Raw genomic sequence first — 19,581 nt, 5'->3', positions numbered from 1 at the left:
TTAGACTTTTTCGTAAGGATGTACGGTATCAGGATAAATTTCAGTCGGATAATTTCCTGTAAAGCAGCCAAGGCATTGACCGCACGACGAGCCGTCTTCTTCTCTTCCAATCGCTGTAGTCATCCCATCCGTTGTCAGAAACGTCAGTGAATCGGCTCCAATTTCTTCACACATCTCATCTACACTCATCTTCGCCGCTATTAATTCACCCGAATTGGATGTATCAATGCCGTAGTAGCATGGGCTAATAATTGGTGGCGCACTGATTCGAACGTGAACTTCTTTTGCCCCCGCTTCTCGAAGCATCGTCACGATTCGTCTGCTAGTTGTACCACGTACAATCGAATCATCGACAATAACAACACGCTTACCTTCAACAACTCCTCGAACAGGCGAAAGCTTCATTTTCACACCACGTTCTCTCAACTCTTGAGAAGGTTGAATAAAGGTTCTGCCAACATAGCGGTTTTTAATTAATCCCATTTCATATGGAATACCAGATTCTTCCGCATAGCCAATTGCTGCTGAAATACTTGAGTCCGGCACTCCGGTTACAATATCTGCCTCAATCGGGGCTTCTTTAGCGAGTTGCTTACCAAGCTTTTTACGTGCTGTGTGAACGTTAATATTCTCAATGTTACTATCCGGTCTAGAGAAATAAATGTATTCCATTGAGCAAATCGCACGTGAGATTGAAGACGAGAACCTCTCTGATTCAAGTCCGTTCTCACTAATAATCAAAAGCTCACCAGGCTGTACGTCACGAATATATTGCGCACCGATTAAATCAAACGCACACGTTTCTGAAGCAACAACGTAAGCCCCTTCTAAAATACCAAGTGATAGTGGTCTTAAGCCATGTGGATCTAGCGCCACCATCATTTCTTTCTCTGTCATCATAATAAAGGCATAAGCACCCTTCACCATTGTAAGAGCATTCTTAACCTTTTCACGCTGACTCAAGTAGCCGCTTCGTTTAATAAGATGAGCCAATACCTCTGTGTCTGATGTCGTCTGAAAAATGCTTCCTTGTCCTTCAAGCTGATGCTTAAGAGCATTCGCATTTACAAGGTTTCCGTTATGCGCAAGCGCAAGGCCACCGTTCTGAGAGCGGAAAACAAGAGGTTGAACATTCTCATACCCGCCTCCACCAGCTGTCGAATATCTCACGTGACCAATCGCACCATTGCCTTCAAGCTGATCAAGATCACCAGGTCCGAACACATCATTCACTAATCCAAGTCCTTTATGATTATAGAGGCGATCACCGTCAGTTGTGACAATGCCCGCTCCCTCCTGACCACGATGCTGTAAACTATGCAGTCCGTAATACGTTAGCGAAGCAGCATCATGGTGACCCCAGATACCAAATACGCCACATTCTTCATTTAAGCCTTTGATTTCACCAAACATGGAATAGCTCCTTTCCAGGCTGCTTCAAGCTCTTGAACCGGAGCATCGAAGATATGTGTTTCATCTTCGTGCATAATCGTTAATACGCCAGTACCGGTTACTTCACCGATCAACTTCGCTCCTGTACGCTGCTCAAATGCCTGCTGATGTTCCCCCTTGATGGTTACAAGAAAACGAGATTGTGTTTCACTGAAAAGATCTGTTGTCGTATCTCCGTCAATCCGTACATTAGCACCAAATTCTGTTCCAATGAGCGATTCCGCAAGTGCAACACTAAGGCCACCTTCTGCGAGGTCGTGAGCTGATTCAACAAGTCCGTCTTGAATCGCAGTTAGAAGTTGGTTTTGACGTTCTTTTTCAATTTCAAGATTAAGTGTAGGAGCTTGACCTGAGATCTTACCATCAAGATACTTTTGAAGCTCACTACCGCCAAAATCTTCTCCCGTTTCACCTAGCATATATATTAAGTTTCCTTCTTCTTTAAAGGCTTGTGTTGTCACATGATTTAGATCGTGGACAAGGCCAACCATTCCAACAACCGGTGTTGGATAAACAGCGATGCCGTTTGTTTCATTATAAAGTGAGACATTCCCACCAATAACTGGTGAGTTCAGCATACGACACGCTTCACTCATTCCGTCTGTCGCTTTCTCAATTTGCCAGAAGATCTCTGGCTTCTCAGGGTTACCGAAGTTTAAGCAATCTGTAATCGCTAGTGGCTCGCCACCCGAGCAGACAATGTTACGCGCTGCTTCTGCAACTGCAATTTGACCGCCTACTTCAGGATCAAGATATAAATAACGGGAATTACAGTCCGTTGTCATCGCTAACCCTTTGTTTGTTCCACGCACTCGAACAACAGCCGCATCTGACCCAGGTGACACAACTGTATTTGTTCGCACCATATAGTCGTACTGATCAAAAACCCATTCCTTACTTGAAATTGTCGGCTGACTTAACAAGGTATAGAGCATTTCCTTCGCGTCTTCCACATTTGGAATTGGCTTATGAAGCTGCTGATTTTCAATATAATATTCTGGGATACGAGATGGTTTGTGATAAACAGGTGCTTCCTCTGCTAATGCATCGACAGGAACGTCCGCAACGACTTCTCCTTTATGAAGGAGACGGAATCGCTTATCTTCCGTTACTACACCAACCTCTTTCGCTAAAAGACCCCAGCGATCTGTTATAGCTTTAATTTCATCTTCATGACCTTTTTTCACAACAACGAGCATACGCTCCTGAGATTCAGAAAGCATCATTTCGTATGGCGTCATTCCTTTTTCACGCTGTGGCACTTCATCAAGATTCATTTCAAGTCCCATGCCTGCCTTACTCGCCATTTCGGAAGCTGAAGACGTTAGTCCAGCTGCTCCCATATCTTGAATACCGACAAGTGACTCGCAGTAAACAAGTTCAAGGCATGCTTCAAGCAGAAGCTTTTCCATGAATGGGTCACCAACTTGAACGGCAGGACGCTTTTCGTCAGAAGCATCTGTCAATTCTTCAGATGCGAAGGTTGCGCCGTGGATCCCGTCACGTCCCGTGCTCGCGCCAACGTACATGACCGTGTTCCCAGCTCCTGATGCGATCCCTTTCTGAATGTTTTTATGATCAATTAAGCCAACACACATCGCATTTACAAGAGGATTTCCATCGTAAGAAGAATCAAACTGAACTTCCCCACCAACTGTTGGAATACCAATGCAATTTCCGTATCCTGCAATTCCGGCTACAACTTCCTCAAAAAGATACTTCACTTTTGGATTGCTCAGCTCTCCGAAACGAAGCGAGTTAAGAAGGGCAATAGGACGTGCCCCCATCGAAAAGACATCACGGATAATGCCGCCAACTCCTGTTGCAGCACCTTGATACGGCTCGATAGCTGACGGGTGGTTATGGCTTTCAATCTTAAATACCACCGCCTGTTCATCACCTATATCAACGATTCCGGCTCCTTCACCAGGACCTTGAAGAACACGCTCACCCGTAACAGGGAATTTTTTTAACACTGGCTTTGAATTCTTGTAGCTACAGTGCTCCGACCACATAACAGAAAATAGCCCCGTCTCCGTATAGTTCGGTGTACGGCCGAGAATCGCTTCCACCATACCGAACTCGTCATCTGTTAAACCCATCTGACTATAGAGCTTTTGGTCTTTAATCATCTCAGGTGTTGGTTCATGCATGTGTGACATGGGATTCCCTCCAGTTACGTAGTATCGATTTAAATAGATTTAATCCATCTGCACTTCCTAATAGCTCATCTACCGCTCGTTCGGGGTGAGGCATCATCCCGAGGACATTGCCCTTTTCGTTTACGATTCCAGCTATATCTTCAACCGAGCCGTTCGGATTATCGGCATAGGTAAACGCAATTCGATTTTCCTGCTGCAGTGTTGCAAGCGTTGCTTCATCGCAATAGTAGTTTCCTTCACCATGCGCAATTGGAATCGTGATTTCTTCTTCTTTCTCATAAGCTGAAGTAAACATTGTTTCATTGTTTTGAACGCGAAGAGTAACCGGTCGACACATAAACTTCAAGTTCTTGTTTCGTTTCATTGCTCCTGGTAACAGACCTGCTTCCAAGAGAATTTGGAATCCATTACAAACACCCAGAATTGGCTTCCCTGCTTCAGCTGCCTTCACGACCTCAGTCATAATCGGTGCAAAGCGTGCAATGGCACCACTTCGAAGGTAATCTCCGTAAGAGAAACCGCCTGGGAGAAGGATCGCATCATAGTTTGCTAGATTTTGCTCATCGTACCGGACATAAACCGCTTCTTCTCCAAGCTCATCTTTGATGGCGTGATACATATCCACATCGCAGTTAGAACCCGGGAACACAATCACCGCAAATTTCACTGTGCGACTCCCTCCTCGATTTCGTAGGTGTAGTCTTCAATAACCGTATTCGCAAGAAGCTTTTCGCAAATTTCTTTAATTCGCTGATCAAGGTTTTCCGTATCTTTCACTGTGAGTTCCATGTATTTCCCGATCCGTACGTCTTCCACTTCATGATACGAAAGACTGTGCAATGAATTCTTTACGGCACTTCCTTGTGGATCTAGAACACTTTCTTTTAACGTTACATAGACTTTTACTTTGTACATGATTCGGAGCCCCCCAGGCGAGTTAAAATTTGTTCGTACGCTTCTGTCAAATTTCCAATATCTCTTCGAAACACGTCTTTATCTAGTTTCTCATTCGTTTTACTATCCCATAAGCGGCAAGTATCTGGAGAGATTTCATCCGCCAACATAATCTTGCCTTCCGGTGTTACACCAAACTCTAATTTAAAATCAACGAGCTTCACGTCACGCTCAAGGAAGTATTCGCGTAATAGCGTATTGATCTTTAACGCGCGTTCTTTTAATTCTTGAACGGTTTCTTCTGTTGCAAGTTCAAGTTCTAACACATGATCAAGCGTAAGAAGAGGATCACCAAGGTCATCATTCTTGTAATAAAATTCAACGATCGGCTGTTTTAGTAACTTCCCTTCTTCCACACCCGTGCGTTTGGAAAAGCTCCCAGCTGCGATGTTTCGAACAACCACTTCGAGTGGAATGATCGAAACGCGTTTCACAAGCTGTTCAGTAGAAGAAAGCTTTTCAATAAAATGACTTTGGATTCCAGCACTTTTTAAATAATCAAAGAGCAGGCTTGTAATTTCATTGTTCAGGCGACCTTTGCCTGTAATTGTTGCTTTCTTCTCCCCGTTATAAGCGGTTGCTGAGTCTTTATACTCGACCCAGACAACCTCCGCTTCATCTGTTGCATAAATTCTCTTCGCTTTTCCTTCGTACAACAATGTTTGCTTTTCCATGGTGATCCCCTCCGATGCTTAATTAAAGTCCGAGACGTTCAAAAATCATATCCACCGGCTTTAGGTGGTAATTGTAGTCAAAGCAATCTTCAATTTCTGCTTCACTCAGCTGATCTGTAATCTTAGGGTCAGCTTCAACAAGCTCTCTAAATTGAATGCCTCTTTCCCAAGCATCCATTGCTTTTGGTTGAACAAGATCATAGGCAGCTTCACGTGCCATGCCTTTATCAATAAGAGAAAGAAGAACGCGCTGGCTGTAAATCAAGCCGTATGTTCTTGTCATGTTGCGCTTCATGTTCTCAGGGAAGACCGTTAGTTTCGAAACAATTCCTGCAAAACGATTCAGCATATAGTTGAGCGCAATCGTTGCATCCGGAAGAATAACGCGTTCTGCTGATGAGTGAGAAATATCACGTTCGTGCCAAAGAGCAACGTTCTCGTAAGCTGTCGTCATATAGCCACGAATCACACGCGCCATGCCAGTCATGTTTTCAGAACCAATCGGGTTACGCTTATGCGGCATTGCGGATGACCCTTTTTGTCCTTTTGCGAAAAACTCCTCTACTTCACGCGTTTCGCTCTTTTGTAGACCACGAATTTCAACAGCAAACTTTTCAATGGATGTTGCCACAAGTGCTAGAGCCGACATGTAATGAGCATGACGATCGCGCTGAAGCGTTTGGGTTGAAATCGGTGCTGGTTGTAAGCCAAGCTTTTCACAAACATACTGCTCGATAAATGGATCGATGTTGGCATATGTTCCAACTGCACCAGATAGTTTGCCGAAACGAACGTTATCTGAAGCTGTTTTGAATCGTTCAAGGTTACGCTTCATTTCTTCATACCATAGCGCCAATTTCAGACCAAATGTTGTTGGTTCTGCGTGAACACCGTGCGTTCTTCCCATCATGACAGTGTATTTATGTTCCTGCGCTTTAGCCTTTAGGACTTCAATGAACTTCTCAATGTCTTTAATCAGAAGGTCGTTCGCTTGATTCAACTGATAAGACAGTGCTGTATCAACGACATCCGTTGATGTTAAACCGTAGTGAACCCATTTCCGTTCTTCTCCAAGCGTTTCAGATACCGCTCTTGTGAATGCCACAACATCATGGCGCGTTTCCTCTTCAATTTCGTGAATGCGATCGACATTGAACCCGGCATTTTCACGGATCTTTTGTACATCTTCTTTTGGGATAATGCCAAGTTCTGCCCACGCTTCGCATGCTAGGATCTCGACTTCAAGCCACGCGTTATAGCGGTTTTCTTCTGTCCAAATAGCTCCCATCTCGGGGCGGGTATAACGTTCAATCATTGTAAGTCCTCCTGGTCTCTTGTCTTTACTGCCATAACTTCCATGAGTTCATTCGCTTAATTGCTTCTTCTGTTGAAGGTGCAAGAAAGTTAATGTGTCCCATCTTCCGATTAGGCTTTGCTTCGTCTTTCCCATATAAATGAAGCTTTGCATCACCGAGCTCTTCTATACTGTCCATTAGCGGTGTGATGTGCTGACCGAGCAAATTCCCCATGACAACCGGCTTTAGAAGTTCAGTGCTTCCAAGTGGTAGTCCACATATTGCTCGAATATGCTGTTCAAATTGCGAAGTCTCACATGCCTCCATCGTATAATGGCCAGAATTATGTGGTCGTGGTGCAAGCTCATTTACATAAATCTCATTATCTTTAAGAAACAGCTCAACTGCAAGTGTACCGACAAGCTGTAGGGTATTTGCAATCTTCTTTCCGACCTCATCCGCTTTCGTTATGACCGCTTCGTCTACTCGAGCTGGAACGATGGTTTGATGAAGAATGTTGTTCACATGAACGTTCTCACCTACAGGGAACGTCGTTGTTTCCCCAGTTACGCTGCGTGTCACAATCACTGACAATTCTTTTTGAAACGGTACCCAACTCTCCAGAATGCAAGGTACATTAGGAAAAGAGAGAGCTTCAACATCTTTTTCTGTTTTTAAAACCCACTGGCCTTTTCCATCGTAACCACCAGTACGTGTTTTAAGGACTGAAGGGAGACCGATCTTCTCGAGCGCACCCTTGAGATCTTGATGAGAATCGACTGCTTCAAAAGGTGCTACTTGAAGTCCCGACTTCTGAATCGCTGTCTTCTCAACATAGCGATCCTGCGTTACGCGAAGCAATTCTCCACCTTGAGGCATATACGCATTTTCTTCCAACCACTTTGCAGTATCGTGTGTAATATTTTCAAATTCATAAGTGATCACATCACTTAAATCAGCTAGCTTACGAGCGCCATCCAAATCATCATATCCACTAACCACTTCATGATCAGACACCTGGCCACAGGGAGAATCTTTTTTCGGTTCGAGAACGGCGATTTGATAGCCCATCTCTCTTGCCTTTAACGCCATCATTCTTCCTAATTGTCCACCGCCTAGAATCCCAATTGTGCTACCGGGTAAAATGGTTTTCCTCATAAGCTGTCACTACTTTCGAGTACTGTTTCTTTCATCAGATTTCGATAGTCGCTAAGCTTCTTCTCGATCGTTTCATCAGCTGTACTTAGTATTTGCGCAGCAAGTAGTCCTGCATTTTTCGCTCCCGCTTTTCCAATCGCAACTGTCGCAACAGGCACGCCACCTGGCATTTGCACGATTGATAGAAGCGAATCTAATCCATTTAACGTCCGCGATTGTACAGGTACGCCGATGACTGGCAGTGTCGTTTTAGCAGCGACCATCCCTGGTAAATGAGCGGCACCACCTGCTCCCGCAATAATGACGTTCAAACCGCGTTCTCTTGCTGATTCTGCATATTCAAACATCAATTCCGGCGTTCTATGAGCCGAAACAACTTTTTTCTCAAATGGCACTTGAAGCTCCTCTAGTATGTCACAGGCATGCTTCATCGTATCCCAATCCGAAGTGCTCCCCATGATGACGCCAACTTTTGTGTTCATGCTATTCCTCCTTAAATGAAGGTGCTAATTAATCGAAATAGTGTGAAAATAACAGAAAAGCCCGAGATAGAATTCTTCTATTTACTTAGAAGAAGCTTCTACCTCGGGCGAAAACACATCCATCCTGTTCTGCGCATATGCAAAACACGACTTTCCCCCTCATAGTCCGACGATTCATGGTCGTCAGGTAGAAACTTATGGGCCTTATTCCCAAAATTATATGAGGTATCCTTTTTGCTCCTCTTACATAGTAACAAGAGCGACGTTCAACTGTCAACGAAAATCGAACGATGCGTTTTATATTTAGTCTAATGTTCGGTTTTTACTTTAACTTTCCTTCAAAAACAATTTTCTGACCGCATAGCTCAGGTTCTTTAGAACCCTTACCTTCTTTAAAGACTGGTTCTTCCCGGCGTCTTACGGGCATGTATCCTTCATCGTCCATTCGTTTTAAGCAGTCAGAAAGTGATTCATTTTCTTTAACTTCAAACTTCTTTTTCTTCGCTTTCTTTTCCATACATTACCTCCGAATTTTTCTAACCCAGAATCCACCCTGGAAGGTACGGGGCTCATAAGAGATAACGAAGGCTTTAGGATCAAGTTCCTCAATAGCCTGATAAAGCTTACGCTCCGATTTACGCGATGTTAGAACTTGCATGACAAGACGTTCTCCCTGACGCCCGTGCGCAAGATAATGTGTAACACCGTAACCGACATCTCTTAATTTATTGGGAATATCATCTTCTAGCTTTGTTGTGATGGCATTCACTGTAATATAACCAAGCGCAAGGTATTCTTCAATCTTCATCCCAACGATAATTCCTACACCAAAACCAAGGGCGTATGCAATAACGTTTTGAATTTGCCCTAGATTATCGAGGACGAGACCAAGCCCTACAACATATATCGCAATCTCAATTGTTCCTGTAACAGCTGCAAGGTATCGCTGACCTTTAAGTGTAAGTATCGTACGCATCGTGAGAAACGATACATAAAAGATATTAATAACAAAAATGGTCAAAACCATGCCAAGACCTGTATCCAGCATGTCCATCCTCCTTTTCCCTTATCGTTCAAACTCGAACTTTCCCTAGCATAACACGAGGAAACCTGAAACCGCATGCGATATTTATCGAATTAGACTAATAATTTTCGACTATTTTTTCCAAACTTCCCCTATATCTTTCCCATTCACTTCTCAAAAGGGTTTAAACCAGCAGTACGTTCTTTTAACATTCCACTTCTCGGTGCATATACTGGCAAAAAGCCCAGGAGGTGACCTCATGGGAGACCATTGGGGACAGATGTATGACTGGCGCAATAAAATGAATAAATTTATGGGAGATGATTTTTGGACGGATTTTCAGGATATGTTCGTATCAAATGGACCTCTTGTTAATCTCTATGAAGCTGGAAACGAACTCATCTGCACAGTTTATCTTCCTGGCATTAAGAAAATTGATGATGTTGACGTGTATATCCATTATCGGACACTTAAGGTAAAAGGCCAAACAGCGATGAACCTTAAAGGTTATCGTAATGTTCAGGAAGAATATAAGCACGGTCCCTTCGAACGCATCGTTGAGTTACCATTCCCCGTTCGTGAAAAACCGATTGATGCGAGTTACAGTAGGGGCATACTCTTAATTCATCTTCACCGACTTATTGAATCGAAGGAAGAGAAAAAACGATTAAAGATTAAAGACGTAGAATCAGATGAAACCTAAAAACAGAGACGATCGATAAGCGATATCGATCGTCTCTGTTTATTATGAATCACTTTATAAGAAGCTAAATAATCCATCAGTTATACCAATACGATAAATATAATAGAATCCAAACCCGACTGAGAGAATCCCAGTCACTTGAGTTAATCGATGGTTGAGCTTTAACTGCTTCCTCGTTGCGACGAACGGAAGTCCAAGAATGGTTGTAAACCCGAGCATACCAACACATGTCCCTACACCAAACACTAGTATATAGATAGCTCCTTGAAACATCGTTTCAACCGTACTCATCGTTAACAAAATCATCGCGGCACTTCCAGCTAATCCATGGATAAACCCGATCACTCCAGACTGTACGTATGTATGGTTTCCTTTCAATCCTGTACTTTCCGTTTTTGTACGTAAGGCTTTTATCCCTAGAAATACGAGCATAAATCCAACAATCATCTCAAGCAACATCGCCCATGTATCTGTTATCGTCGTATTGAAGAGAAATAGAAGGATTCCTACTAGGAAAAGCGTGGTGGTATGTCCAATCCCCCAATACACTCCAGCTAATGAAGATTTCCACAAACTACGCGTTTTACTCGCAATGGTCGATACGGCTATTACATGATCTGGTTCAATAGCATGTTTGATTCCAAGTAGAAATCCAATAACTAAAATTGATAATAAACTAGCGTCCATTTTTTCCTCCTGTATACACTACTTCCGCCAGGATATCGCACTCCTCTTGTAAATGGTGTTATGAATAAACGTTTCGATAGCAGCAAAAACCGTCTCAATATGTGCCGTTCGCTTCGCAAGAATTCGGAAACAGCACCCCGGAACCTGCAACAACGATATTCCGAAATGAGTATCACCGAACGAAGCAAGGTACTCTCTTAACTTCTCTATCCACTCTCCTGTTACGTTCGGATGAATAAAGTACAATGAACCGATATGGGTGTTCCCCTCTAACTGAAGCAACCTCTTCATATCTTCTTCAGGCTTCAACCGTAAATGATCATATACTTTGAGATTCTTATTCTGATAGATTTTCACCTTAGAGGTTACACACTCATAAGGAAAGAGGACGCCATCCTTTGACCATCCCGGCGTTACAATGTCTGTCAAAAAGAAAACAGCACTTTCATCCATGTGTACTTCTGTTTCCTGCGTAAAGCGAGCATCTCGATAAGCAATGAGCGGATCCAGCTTCATATGTAATTCACTATGCTCTTCTAATTTATAGAACGCTTTTTGTATAACTTGCTTATTTGGTGTTTTGTAAACCTTAGTGGAAGCCTGCGTTGTAACAGCTAACCGAGCCTTCTCCTTCACAAGAATTTCCGTATAATACGTGTCACCGTCTACATATCCTCCACCTACATGAATCATTTGCAACAGAGGAAGTCCTTCCTCATTGTAAGTAGGGCGTGAAATCTTAAAAACACCGTTATAGTAAGCATCCGAAAGCACGGATTTCCCATATCGATCAGATGCTTCTAACTTCAGATAACCTGTATATGTCACTGCTCAAGTCCTACAAAAAACGCCTGCTCCTTAATCCACTGTACAACATCACTAACGCCAGTTTCATCCTTTAAGTTAGTAAAGAAAAATGGACGATCTCCTCTTGATTTCAACGTATCCTCTCGCATGATATCAAGATTGGCGCCAACATAAGGAGCAAGATCCGTTTTATTAATAATAAATAAATCCGACTTAATCATCCCCTGACCGCCTTTACGGGGGATTTTCTCTCCCTGCGCCACATCTATAATATAAATCGAAAAATCAACAAGCTCAGGACTGAAAGTTGCAGCTAGATTATCGCCACCACTTTCAACAAAAATAAGATCAAGATCTTCATGACGTTCATTCAATTCATCAATAGCAGCAAAGTTCATCGATGCATCTTCTCGAATCGCCGTATGCGGACATCCTCCTGTTTCTACGCCGATGATGCGGTCAGAAGGCAAAATCCCGTTCTTATTCAAAAACATCGCATCTTCCTTCGTATAAATATCATTTGTGATGACAGCCATACTAAATTCGTTATTCATCGCTCTTGTTAAGCGATCCACTAATAGTGTTTTGCCAGCGCCAACTGGTCCGCCAATTCCTATTCGTATGGGTTCACTCATTTTTCAATCATCCTTTCTTCATTAACTCATAAATAGACGAACATTGATCGCCTCATGCTTCATTTGTGCAATTTCAAGGCCAGGAGCGCCAATTCCAAAGTCCCTGTCTTCAAGAGACATAATCTGCTTCACACAATCTGTTAAAAGTGGCTGAATTGAAACTAGAATTTGCTGTCCTTCTGTTTGACCAAGCGGGACGCCTCGAACCGCGTTTTGAACGAGTGACGAAGCAGTTGCAAATCCGTAGCATGAAACCGCACTTTCAACATCAATACCAAGGTGATAACATACAATCGCAAATACCAGTGCCCCATGGCCGTACACCTTTTTCTCCTTCATTGCAACGATATACTGATTAAATATCGCGTTCGGATAAAGTGTGGAAACTACCTTAACTAAGCGATTCCCAATTCTTCTATTCCCTTCTCGGGTCTCCCTAGCCATCCCCAACGCATACAATGATTGATCCAGCTCCCATAGACGATCCGTGTCATCCACTTCTAAGGCTTCATACGCAAACCGACAGGCAAGTCCATCCGTATAAACTAGCTGATTCATTAGAAAAAGCTCAAGAACATGTTGAAATGAAGAAGAGTCATGAATGGTGCCATTTGCAATATATGTTTCTATTCCAAACGAATGCGAAAAGGCCCCCGACGGAAACTGAGAATCACTTAATTGAAGGATCGGTAAGAGCGCATTAGTCATGTCCAATATATTTAAAAGCTTCTTTCATTTTTCGTTTTTCAAGCACATGAGAGATATTTAATTCTGTTAGCAACTGAATAACTAGATAATCATGCTGCACAATCATCTCATCTCCTTCAAATTGTGCTGGCAAATGGCGATTGCCTAGCATATGAGCGACTTCTCCCATTTGTTTCAAAGAATTAGGATAAATGACGATCACTTCATCTTCCAACACACTGACAATAATCATATTGTCATCTGCACGATACAGAATATCACCATCGACTAAATCTTTTGGCTTAGATAGTTTAATCCCAAGCTCTTTTCCGTGATCGGTCTTTACTCGCTGAATTCGTTTCACAAGTTCATCACTTCGAAGATAAACTCTTTCTACATGCGGTAGCGTATCCTTTTCGTCACGAATGTTTCCTTTTATCTCACTAATGATCATCTGTTTACCACCTCAAAATAAAAAGTATCTTTGTGCAAGCGGTACGCTCGTTGCCGGTTCGCACGTAACTAGCTCACCATCCACCACGACTTCATACGTTTGTGGATCCACCTGAATATCAGGAGTCTCACCGTTGTACTTCATGTCTTTCTTTTTTAGCTTACGAATATTCTGAACAGGACGAATGATTTTCTGCAGCGAAAGCTGGTTATGAACACCTTTTTCAATAGCCGATTGTGATAAAAAGGTAATCGAGGTTCTAAATTTCGCTTTCCCGTATCGGCCAAACATCGGCCTATAGAGAGCTGGTTGAGGAGTAGGAATTGATGCATTTGGATCCCCCATTACACTCCAAGCAATCATCCCCCCTTTCACGATCTGTTCGGGCTTTACTCCGAAAAAACCAGGTTTCCATAGAACAAAGTCCGCTAGTTTCCCTACTTCTATGGACCCCACCTCGTCTGATATACCATGGGCAATGGCCGGATTTATCGTGTATTTCGAAATATAACGTTTCACCCGCTCATTATCGTTTTCTGAACCCTTTGGTAATGCCCCACGTTGCTTTTTCATTTTATCCGCCGTTTGCCACGTTCTTGAAATCACTTCTCCAACTCGTCCCATTGCCTGTGAATCTGAACTAATAATGCTGAAGACACCCATATCATGCAAAATATCTTCTGCAGCAATGGTTTCTTTTCGAATCCTTGAGTCAGCGAATGCCACATCCTCCGGTACGGAAGAATCAAGATGATGGCAAACCATCAACATATCAAGATGCTCCGCAATTGTATTTGTTGTAAATGGTCTAGTAGGATTCGTCGAGGATGGAAGGATATGCTCATAAGAAGCGGCCTTAATAATATCCGGGGCATGCCCCCCGCCTGCGCCTTCTGTATGGTAAGTATGAATGACGCGGCCATCAATTGCGTTTAAGGTATCTTCTACAAAACCACCCTCATTTAATGTATCGGTATGAATCGCGACCTGAATATCATATTCATCCGCCACGGTTAATGCCGTGTCAATGGAAGCAGCAGTCGTTCCCCAGTCCTCATGAAGCTTCAAGCCTATCGCACCCGCTTCTATTTGTTCGCGTAAAGCTTCTTCACCTGAGGCATTCCCTTTGCCCAAAAACCCAAGATTAACAGGGAAAGATTCTGCTGCCTCAAGCATCCGGTGAATGTTCCACTCCCCTGGAGTACAAGTTGTCGCATTTGTCCCAGTCGCTGGACCTGTCCCTCCTCCAAGCATCGTCGTAATTCCAGACTCGATCGCGGTATCGATTAATTGTGGACATATAAAATGTATATGAGAATCAATTCCACCTGCTGTTACGATCATTCCTTCTGCGGCAATAACCTCTGTACAAGCACCAATCACTATATCAATGCTGTCCATCAAATAAGGGTTACCTGCCTTTCCAATTGAAGCAATACGACCATCCTTCACACCGATATCCGCTTTATAGATCCCCGTATAATCAATGATCAACGCATTCGTTACAACAAGGTCTACAGATTCGCCTCTCGTAGCAAGTGGATGTTGACCCATTCCATCGCGAATCACCTTGCCTCCACCAAATTTCACTTCATCACCATAAGAGGTTTCATCTCGTTCTACTTCAACAAACAATTCTGTATCTGCTAACCGAACTTGATCCCCAACCGTCGGACCAAACATATCAGAATAGGCTTTTCTTGAAAGTTCAAAACTCATTGATCTACCTCTCTATCTAACGAACCGTTTGTTTTATTATTTAGTCCAAACACCTTTCGATCACCTGAAAACGCGACTAGCGTGACTTCTTTAGCGTCACCTGGTTCAAAGCGGACAGCAGTACCTGCAGCAATATTTAAATGCATCCCAAAAGCAAGGTCACGTTCAAACTTTAAAGCTTCATTTACCTCATAGAAATGAAAATGAGATCCAATTTGCACTGGTCGATCGCCAATATTGGTTACTTCAATTTCGATTGATTCTTTCCCAACATTACAACTAACAGAAGAAGATCTTAACTTATATTCACCTGGAATCAATGCTCAGAACCCCTTTCATATAATTGGATCGTGAACGGTTACTAATTTTGTTCCATCTTGAAAAGTAGCTTCTACCTGAATATCTGTGACCATTTCTGGGACACCTTCCATTACATCTTCTCTTGCTAAAATCGTTCTTCCATACTGCATCAATTCTGCGACGCTCTTCCCATCTCTCGCCCCTTCAAGTACTTCATATGTAATAATCGCAATAGCTTCCGGATAATTGAGCTTTAACCCTCGCCCCTGTCTTCTTCTCGCCAAATCTGCCGCCACAACGATCATCAATTTTTCTTGTTCTCTCGCCATTAGCTTCAATGAAAGTTCTCCTCCCGCACATAGAAACAGAAAATTAAGATAATTCATATTATACATAAAATAGTAAGTTAAAAAATATGTTTAGATTATTTTTATATTGAAGTCTTATTTTAAGTTAAGCATTCCTTCTACCTAAAATCCTTAACATATAAGGTTTTGGTAACGCATACAATTTTTATGTTCTATATGAATCCATTTAAAAATAATATGTTAGATTAACTGACAATCAGCAAGATCAACAAAAAAAGAAGAAGCAATTCGCTTCTCCCATCATCCTACTTATGAAATATTACTCGCTAAATTTTCAAGTGTTAATTTAGTTTTATGGAGATGCAGGACTTTTAATACGGGGATGGTGAATGAATCAGGTGAATAACTTAGAAATGAATGATAATTCCGCGAATTTGAGATTAATTCCGCGAACGTAAAAACCATACAAAAAAAGCGAGAAACCCTCAGGTCTCTCGCCTTTCATCTTGTGCCCAGCGACGTCCTACTCTTGCAGGAGGAGATCCTCCAACTACCATCGGCGCTCGAGCTTAACTTCCGTGTTCTCATACGGGGCGCGATAAGCGGCGAACTTCTTCGTCAGCTGCGCGATGCCAGATCCTCATGGATCTCTCGAATATCCACTCCGGTCTGACATCGCTTGCTTCCTCGAATTTCTTGCTTCTCCCACCCCTACGTAGCTTTCGAAGAAGTTTTGATTGTCTCACATGAAGCTTTTTTCTCTTGCGAGTTTTCTTCACTTTATAGATACAAAAAAAACGAGAAACCCTCAGGTCTCTCGCCTTTCATCTTGTGCCCAGCGACGTCCTACTCTTGCAGGAGGAGATCCCCCAACTACCATCGGCGCTGAAGAGCTTAACTTCCGTGTTCGGCATGGGAACGGGTGTGACCTCTTCGCCATCATCACTAGACTAACAGGATGTTAGCCGTTCGGTGTTCACCACAGGACGAGGTGGCACTTAATCGAACTTCCTTATTTCAGGTGTTCCCTGAAAACTAGATAGCACGCACAACTTTCCAACATTTTAGGTTAAGCCCTCGATCGATTAGTATTCGTCAGCTCCACGTGTTGCCACGCTTCCACCCCGAACCTATCTACCTCATCATCTCTAAGGGATCTTACCAGCTTCATGCTGTGGGAAATCTCATCTCGAGGGGGGCTTCATGCTTAGATGCTTTCAGCACTTATCCCTTCCACACGTAGCTACCCAGCTATGCTCCTGGCGGAACAACTGGTACACCAGCGGTGTGTCCATCCCGGTCCTCTCGTACTAAGGACAGCTCCTCTCAAATTTCCTGCGCCCGCGACGGATAGGGACCGAACTGTCTCACGACGTTCTGAACCCAGCTCGCGTACCGCTTTAATGGGCGAACAGCCCAACCCTTGGGACCTACTTCAGCCCCAGGATGCGATGAGCCGACATCGAGGTGCCAAACCTCCCCGTCGATGTGGACTCTTGGGGGAGATAAGCCTGTTATCCCCAGGGTAGCTTTTATCCGTTGAGCGATGGCCCTTCCATGCGGAACCACCGGATCACTAAGCCCGACTTTCGTCCCTGCTCGACTTGTAGGTCTCGCAGTCAAGCTCCCTTGTGCCTTTACACTCTGCGAATGATTTCCAACCATTCTGAGGGAACCTTTGGGCGCCTCCGTTACACTTTAGGAGGCGACCGCCCCAGTCAAACTGCCCACCTGACACTGTCTCCGCACCGGATCACGGTGCTGGGTTAGAATGTCAGTACAGCCAGGGTAGTATCCCACCGACGCCTCCATCGAACCTGGCGGTCCGACTTCTATGGCTCCTACCTATCCTGTACAAGCTGTACCAAAATCCAATATCAGGCTACAGTAAAGCTCCATGGGGTCTTTCCGTCCTGTCGCGGGTAACCTGCATCTTCACAGGTACTATAATTTCACCGGGTCTCTCGTTGAGACAGTATCCAAGTCGTTGCACCTTTCGTGCGGGTCGGAACTTACCCGACAAGGAATTTCGCTACCTTAGGACCGTTATAGTTACGGCCGCCGTTTACTGGGGCTTCGATTCAGAGCTTCTCCCGTAAGGGATAACCCCTCCTCTTAACCTTCCAGCACCGGGCAGGTGTCAGCCCCTATACTTCGCCTTACGGCTTTGCAGAGACCTGTGTTTTTGCTAAACAGTCGCTTGGATCTTTTCACTGCGGCTCCCCTGGGCTATAAACCCGAGGAAGCACCCCTTCTCCCGAAGTTACGGGGTCATTTTGCCGAGTTCCTTAACGAGAGTTCTCCCGATCGTCTTAGGATTCTCTCCTCGCCTACCTGTGTCGGTTTGCGGTACGGGCACCTTTTTCCTCACTAGAGGCTTTTCTTGGCAGCGTAGAATCAAGGACTTCGGTACTAAATTTCCCTCGCCATCACGACTCAGCCTTCATGGTGAACGGATTTGCCTATTCACCAGCCTAATCGCTTGGACGCGCATTTCCAGCAGCGCGCTCTCCCTATCTTTCTGCGTCCCCCCGTCGTTCAAACGGAAAGGAGGTGGTACAGGAATATCAACCTGTTATCCATCGCCTACGCCTTTCGGCCTCGGCTTAGGTCCCGACTAACCCTGAGCGGACGAGCCTTCCTCAGGAAACCTTGGGCTTTCGACGGACAAGATTCTCACTTGTCTTTCGCTACTCATACCGGCATTCTCACTTCTAAGCGCTCCACCAGTCCTTTCGGTCTGACTTCACAGCCCTTAGAACGCTCTCCTACCATTGTCGTAAGACAATCCACAGCTTCGGTGATACGTTTAGCCCCGGTACATTTTCGGCGCAGCGTCACTCGACCAGTGAGCTATTACGCACTCTTTAAATGATGGCTGCTTCTAAGCCAACATCCTGGTTGTCTAAGCAACGCCACATCCTTTTCCACTTAACGTATACTTTGGGACCTTAGCTGGTGGTCTGGGCTGTTTCCCTCTCGACTACGGATCTTATCACTCGCAGTCTGACTCCCGCGGATAAATCGTTGGCATTCGGAGTTTGACTGGATTCGGTAATCCGGTAAGGACCCCTAGTCCAATCAGTGCTCTACCTCCAAGATTCTTGCCGCGAGGCTAGCCCTAAAGCTATTTCGGAGAGAACCAGCTATCTCCAGGTTCGATTGGCATTTCACCGCTACCCACACCTCATCCCCGCATTTTTCAACATGCGTGGGTTCGGGCCTCCATTCAGTGTTACCTGAACTTCACCCTGGACATGGGTAGATCACCTGGTTTCGGGTCTACGACCACGTACTATTTCGCCCTATTCAGACTCGCTTTCGCTGCGGCTCCGCCTTCTCAGCTTAACCTTGCACGGGATCGTAACTCGCCGGTTCATTCTACAAAAGGCACGCTGTCACCCATTAACGGGCTCCAACTAGTTGTAGGCACACGGTTTCAGGTTCTTTTTCACTCCCCTTCCGGGGTGCTTTTCACCTTTCCCTCACGGTACTGGTTCACTATCGGTCACTAGAGAGTATTTAGCCTTGGGAGATGGTCCTCCCGGATTCCGACGGGGTTTCACGTGTCCCGCCGTACTCAGGATCCGTCTCGGAGGGCATCGGATTTTGACTACAGGATTGTTACCTTCTCTGATGGACCTTTCCAGGTCGCTTCGTCTATCCGTGCCTTTGTAACTCCAAAGAGACGTCCTACAACCCCAGAGGGCAAGCCCTCTGGTTTGGGCTGATTCCGTTTCGCTCGCCGCTACTCAGGAAATCGCGTTTGCTTTCTCTTCCTCCGGGTAATGAGATGTTTCAGTTCCCCGGGTCTGCCTTCCATTCCCTATGTATTCAGAAATGGATACCATCCTATTAAAGATGGTGGGTTCCCCCATTCGGAAATCTCCGGATCAAAGCGTACTTACAGCTCCCCGAAGCATATCGGTGTTCGTCCCGTCCTTCTTAGGCTTCTAGTGCCAAGGCATCCACCGTGCGCCCTTAGTAGCTTAACCTTCGATTTGTTAGGCATTGCTGCCATAACGCATCAGTTATTACTAAGTTATTGCATAAAAATAATTATTGGATGTCGTTGTTTGT

At 44.3% G+C, this 19,581-nt stretch carries 19 protein-coding genes, 2 rRNA genes and 1 riboswitch; of the genes, 1 reads left to right on the top strand and 20 read right to left on the bottom strand.

Annotated elements, in window-relative coordinates:
• The 10 genes from purF to AC0VYV_RS01760 form a co-directional block, all read right to left on the bottom strand.
• Positions 1-1,413 carry an amidophosphoribosyltransferase gene (gene purF, locus AC0VYV_RS01805; protein WP_475374387.1) on the bottom strand — a complete coding sequence of 471 codons (1,413 nt, stop codon included), beginning with the start codon at positions 1,411-1,413 and terminating at the stop codon, positions 1-3.
• Positions 1,389-3,614, bottom strand: a complete 2,226-nt coding sequence (purL, locus tag AC0VYV_RS01800; protein WP_475373212.1) for a phosphoribosylformylglycinamidine synthase subunit PurL — start codon at positions 3,612-3,614, stop codon at positions 1,389-1,391. Before purL ends, purF begins: the two co-directional genes overlap by 25 nt.
• On the bottom strand, positions 3,598-4,281 hold the full coding sequence (gene purQ, locus AC0VYV_RS01795; RefSeq protein WP_475373211.1) for a phosphoribosylformylglycinamidine synthase subunit PurQ: 684 nt from the start codon (positions 4,279-4,281) through the stop codon (positions 3,598-3,600). The genes purL and purQ overlap by 17 nt, the downstream gene beginning before the upstream one ends.
• Positions 4,278-4,529 (bottom strand): phosphoribosylformylglycinamidine synthase subunit PurS, encoded by a 252-nt coding sequence (gene purS / locus AC0VYV_RS01790; protein WP_098446125.1) that lies wholly within the window; start codon positions 4,527-4,529, stop codon positions 4,278-4,280. Before purS ends, purQ begins: the two co-directional genes overlap by 4 nt.
• Positions 4,517-5,242, bottom strand: a complete 726-nt coding sequence (gene purC, locus AC0VYV_RS01785) for a phosphoribosylaminoimidazolesuccinocarboxamide synthase (RefSeq protein WP_194222439.1) — start codon at positions 5,240-5,242, stop codon at positions 4,517-4,519. The genes purS and purC overlap by 13 nt, the downstream gene beginning before the upstream one ends.
• 22 nt (positions 5,243-5,264) lie before the next feature.
• Positions 5,265-6,557 (bottom strand): adenylosuccinate lyase, encoded by a 1,293-nt coding sequence (gene purB / locus AC0VYV_RS01780; protein WP_194222440.1) that lies wholly within the window; start codon positions 6,555-6,557, stop codon positions 5,265-5,267.
• 25 nt (positions 6,558-6,582) lie between these two features.
• Positions 6,583-7,695 (bottom strand): 5-(carboxyamino)imidazole ribonucleotide synthase, encoded by a 1,113-nt coding sequence (purK, locus tag AC0VYV_RS01775; RefSeq protein WP_430242448.1) that lies wholly within the window; start codon positions 7,693-7,695, stop codon positions 6,583-6,585.
• A complete protein-coding gene (purE, locus tag AC0VYV_RS01770; protein WP_430242446.1) occupies positions 7,692-8,177 on the bottom strand; it encodes a 5-(carboxyamino)imidazole ribonucleotide mutase in 486 nt (161 codons plus the stop codon). Before purE ends, purK begins: the two co-directional genes overlap by 4 nt.
• Before the next feature lie 142 nt (positions 8,178-8,319).
• Positions 8,320-8,421, bottom strand: a riboswitch (purine riboswitch).
• 78 nt (positions 8,422-8,499) lie between these two features.
• Positions 8,500-8,694, bottom strand: coding sequence for an NETI motif-containing protein (locus AC0VYV_RS01765; RefSeq protein WP_303533645.1), 195 nt, complete (start codon positions 8,692-8,694; stop codon positions 8,500-8,502).
• Positions 8,695-8,697: 3 nt separating this feature from the next.
• Positions 8,698-9,225 carry a DUF2179 domain-containing protein gene (locus tag AC0VYV_RS01760; RefSeq protein WP_194222444.1) on the bottom strand — a complete coding sequence of 176 codons (528 nt, stop codon included), beginning with the start codon at positions 9,223-9,225 and terminating at the stop codon, positions 8,698-8,700.
• Between the two features lie 235 nt (positions 9,226-9,460).
• Between AC0VYV_RS01760 and AC0VYV_RS01755 the strand changes: the two genes are divergently transcribed.
• Positions 9,461-9,904 (top strand): Hsp20/alpha crystallin family protein, encoded by a 444-nt coding sequence (locus tag AC0VYV_RS01755; protein ID WP_194222445.1) that lies wholly within the window; start codon positions 9,461-9,463, stop codon positions 9,902-9,904.
• Between the two features lie 54 nt (positions 9,905-9,958).
• Here the strand turns inward: AC0VYV_RS01755 and AC0VYV_RS01750 are convergent, their stop codons facing one another.
• The 10 genes from AC0VYV_RS01750 to AC0VYV_RS01705 form a co-directional block, all read right to left on the bottom strand.
• The gene (locus AC0VYV_RS01750; RefSeq protein ID WP_475366378.1) at positions 9,959-10,591 is read right to left on the bottom strand and encodes a HoxN/HupN/NixA family nickel/cobalt transporter; all 633 of its coding nucleotides are present in this window, start codon (positions 10,589-10,591) and stop codon (positions 9,959-9,961) included.
• Positions 10,592-10,609: 18 nt separating this feature from the next.
• Positions 10,610-11,419 carry an urease accessory protein UreD gene (locus AC0VYV_RS01745; protein ID WP_430242444.1) on the bottom strand — a complete coding sequence of 270 codons (810 nt, stop codon included), beginning with the start codon at positions 11,417-11,419 and terminating at the stop codon, positions 10,610-10,612.
• Positions 11,416-12,033 carry an urease accessory protein UreG gene (gene ureG / locus AC0VYV_RS01740; protein ID WP_194222448.1) on the bottom strand — a complete coding sequence of 206 codons (618 nt, stop codon included), beginning with the start codon at positions 12,031-12,033 and terminating at the stop codon, positions 11,416-11,418. The genes AC0VYV_RS01745 and ureG overlap by 4 nt, the downstream gene beginning before the upstream one ends.
• Before the next feature lie 21 nt (positions 12,034-12,054).
• Entirely contained in the window at positions 12,055-12,741 is a 687-nt protein-coding gene (locus AC0VYV_RS01735; RefSeq protein ID WP_475374873.1) for an urease accessory protein UreF, read from the bottom strand.
• Complete coding sequence (locus tag AC0VYV_RS01730) at positions 12,734-13,174, bottom strand: urease accessory protein UreE (protein ID WP_475374386.1); 441 nt, start codon at positions 13,172-13,174, stop codon at positions 12,734-12,736. Before AC0VYV_RS01730 ends, AC0VYV_RS01735 begins: the two co-directional genes overlap by 8 nt.
• A 12-nt stretch (positions 13,175-13,186) precedes the next feature.
• Positions 13,187-14,893: an urease subunit alpha gene (ureC, locus tag AC0VYV_RS01725; protein WP_475374385.1), complete on the bottom strand. Its 1,707-nt coding sequence runs from the start codon at positions 14,891-14,893 to the stop codon at positions 13,187-13,189.
• A complete protein-coding gene (locus AC0VYV_RS01720; protein WP_430242440.1) occupies positions 14,890-15,213 on the bottom strand; it encodes an urease subunit beta in 324 nt (107 codons plus the stop codon). Before AC0VYV_RS01720 ends, ureC begins: the two co-directional genes overlap by 4 nt.
• A gap of 15 nt (positions 15,214-15,228) precedes the next feature.
• Positions 15,229-15,531: an urease subunit gamma gene (locus AC0VYV_RS01715; protein WP_430242438.1), complete on the bottom strand. Its 303-nt coding sequence runs from the start codon at positions 15,529-15,531 to the stop codon at positions 15,229-15,231.
• A gap of 803 nt (positions 15,532-16,334) precedes the next feature.
• Positions 16,335-16,451, bottom strand: a 5S ribosomal RNA gene (gene rrf / locus AC0VYV_RS01710).
• A gap of 115 nt (positions 16,452-16,566) precedes the next feature.
• A 23S ribosomal RNA gene (locus AC0VYV_RS01705) occupies positions 16,567-19,496 on the bottom strand.
• Positions 19,497-19,581: the final 85 nt, after the last annotated feature.

The organism is Anaerobacillus sp. QJM3NY_17, from assembly GCF_056173665.1.
Note: the sequence above shows the minus strand (reverse complement) of the source record. Positions and strands in the feature narration are given on the sequence as shown.

Coding starts and splice junctions, on each gene's coding strand:
- purF (WP_475374387.1), bottom strand. CDS start 1,413: ATGTTTGGTGAAATCAAAGGCTTAAATGAAGAATGTGGCGTATTTGGT.
- purL (WP_475373212.1), bottom strand. CDS start 3,614: ATGTCACACATGCATGAACCAACACCTGAGATGATTAAAGACCAAAAG.
- purS (WP_098446125.1), bottom strand. CDS start 4,529: ATGTACAAAGTAAAAGTCTATGTAACGTTAAAAGAAAGTGTTCTAGAT.
- purC (WP_194222439.1), bottom strand. CDS start 5,242: ATGGAAAAGCAAACATTGTTGTACGAAGGAAAAGCGAAGAGAATTTAT.
- purB (WP_194222440.1), bottom strand. CDS start 6,557: ATGATTGAACGTTATACCCGCCCCGAGATGGGAGCTATTTGGACAGAA.
- purK (WP_430242448.1), bottom strand. CDS start 7,695: ATGAGGAAAACCATTTTACCCGGTAGCACAATTGGGATTCTAGGCGGT.
- purE (WP_430242446.1), bottom strand. CDS start 8,177: ATGAACACAAAAGTTGGCGTCATCATGGGGAGCACTTCGGATTGGGAT.
- AC0VYV_RS01765 (WP_303533645.1), bottom strand. CDS start 8,694: ATGGAAAAGAAAGCGAAGAAAAAGAAGTTTGAAGTTAAAGAAAATGAA.
- AC0VYV_RS01760 (WP_194222444.1), bottom strand. CDS start 9,225: ATGCTGGATACAGGTCTTGGCATGGTTTTGACCATTTTTGTTATTAAT.
- AC0VYV_RS01755 (WP_194222445.1), top strand. CDS start 9,461: ATGGGAGACCATTGGGGACAGATGTATGACTGGCGCAATAAAATGAAT.
- AC0VYV_RS01750 (WP_475366378.1), bottom strand. CDS start 10,591: ATGGACGCTAGTTTATTATCAATTTTAGTTATTGGATTTCTACTTGGA.
- ureG (WP_194222448.1), bottom strand. CDS start 12,033: ATGAGTGAACCCATACGAATAGGAATTGGCGGACCAGTTGGCGCTGGC.
- AC0VYV_RS01735 (WP_475374873.1), bottom strand. CDS start 12,741: ATGACTAATGCGCTCTTACCGATCCTTCAATTAAGTGATTCTCAGTTT.
- AC0VYV_RS01730 (WP_475374386.1), bottom strand. CDS start 13,174: ATGATCATTAGTGAGATAAAAGGAAACATTCGTGACGAAAAGGATACG.
- ureC (WP_475374385.1), bottom strand. CDS start 14,893: ATGAGTTTTGAACTTTCAAGAAAAGCCTATTCTGATATGTTTGGTCCG.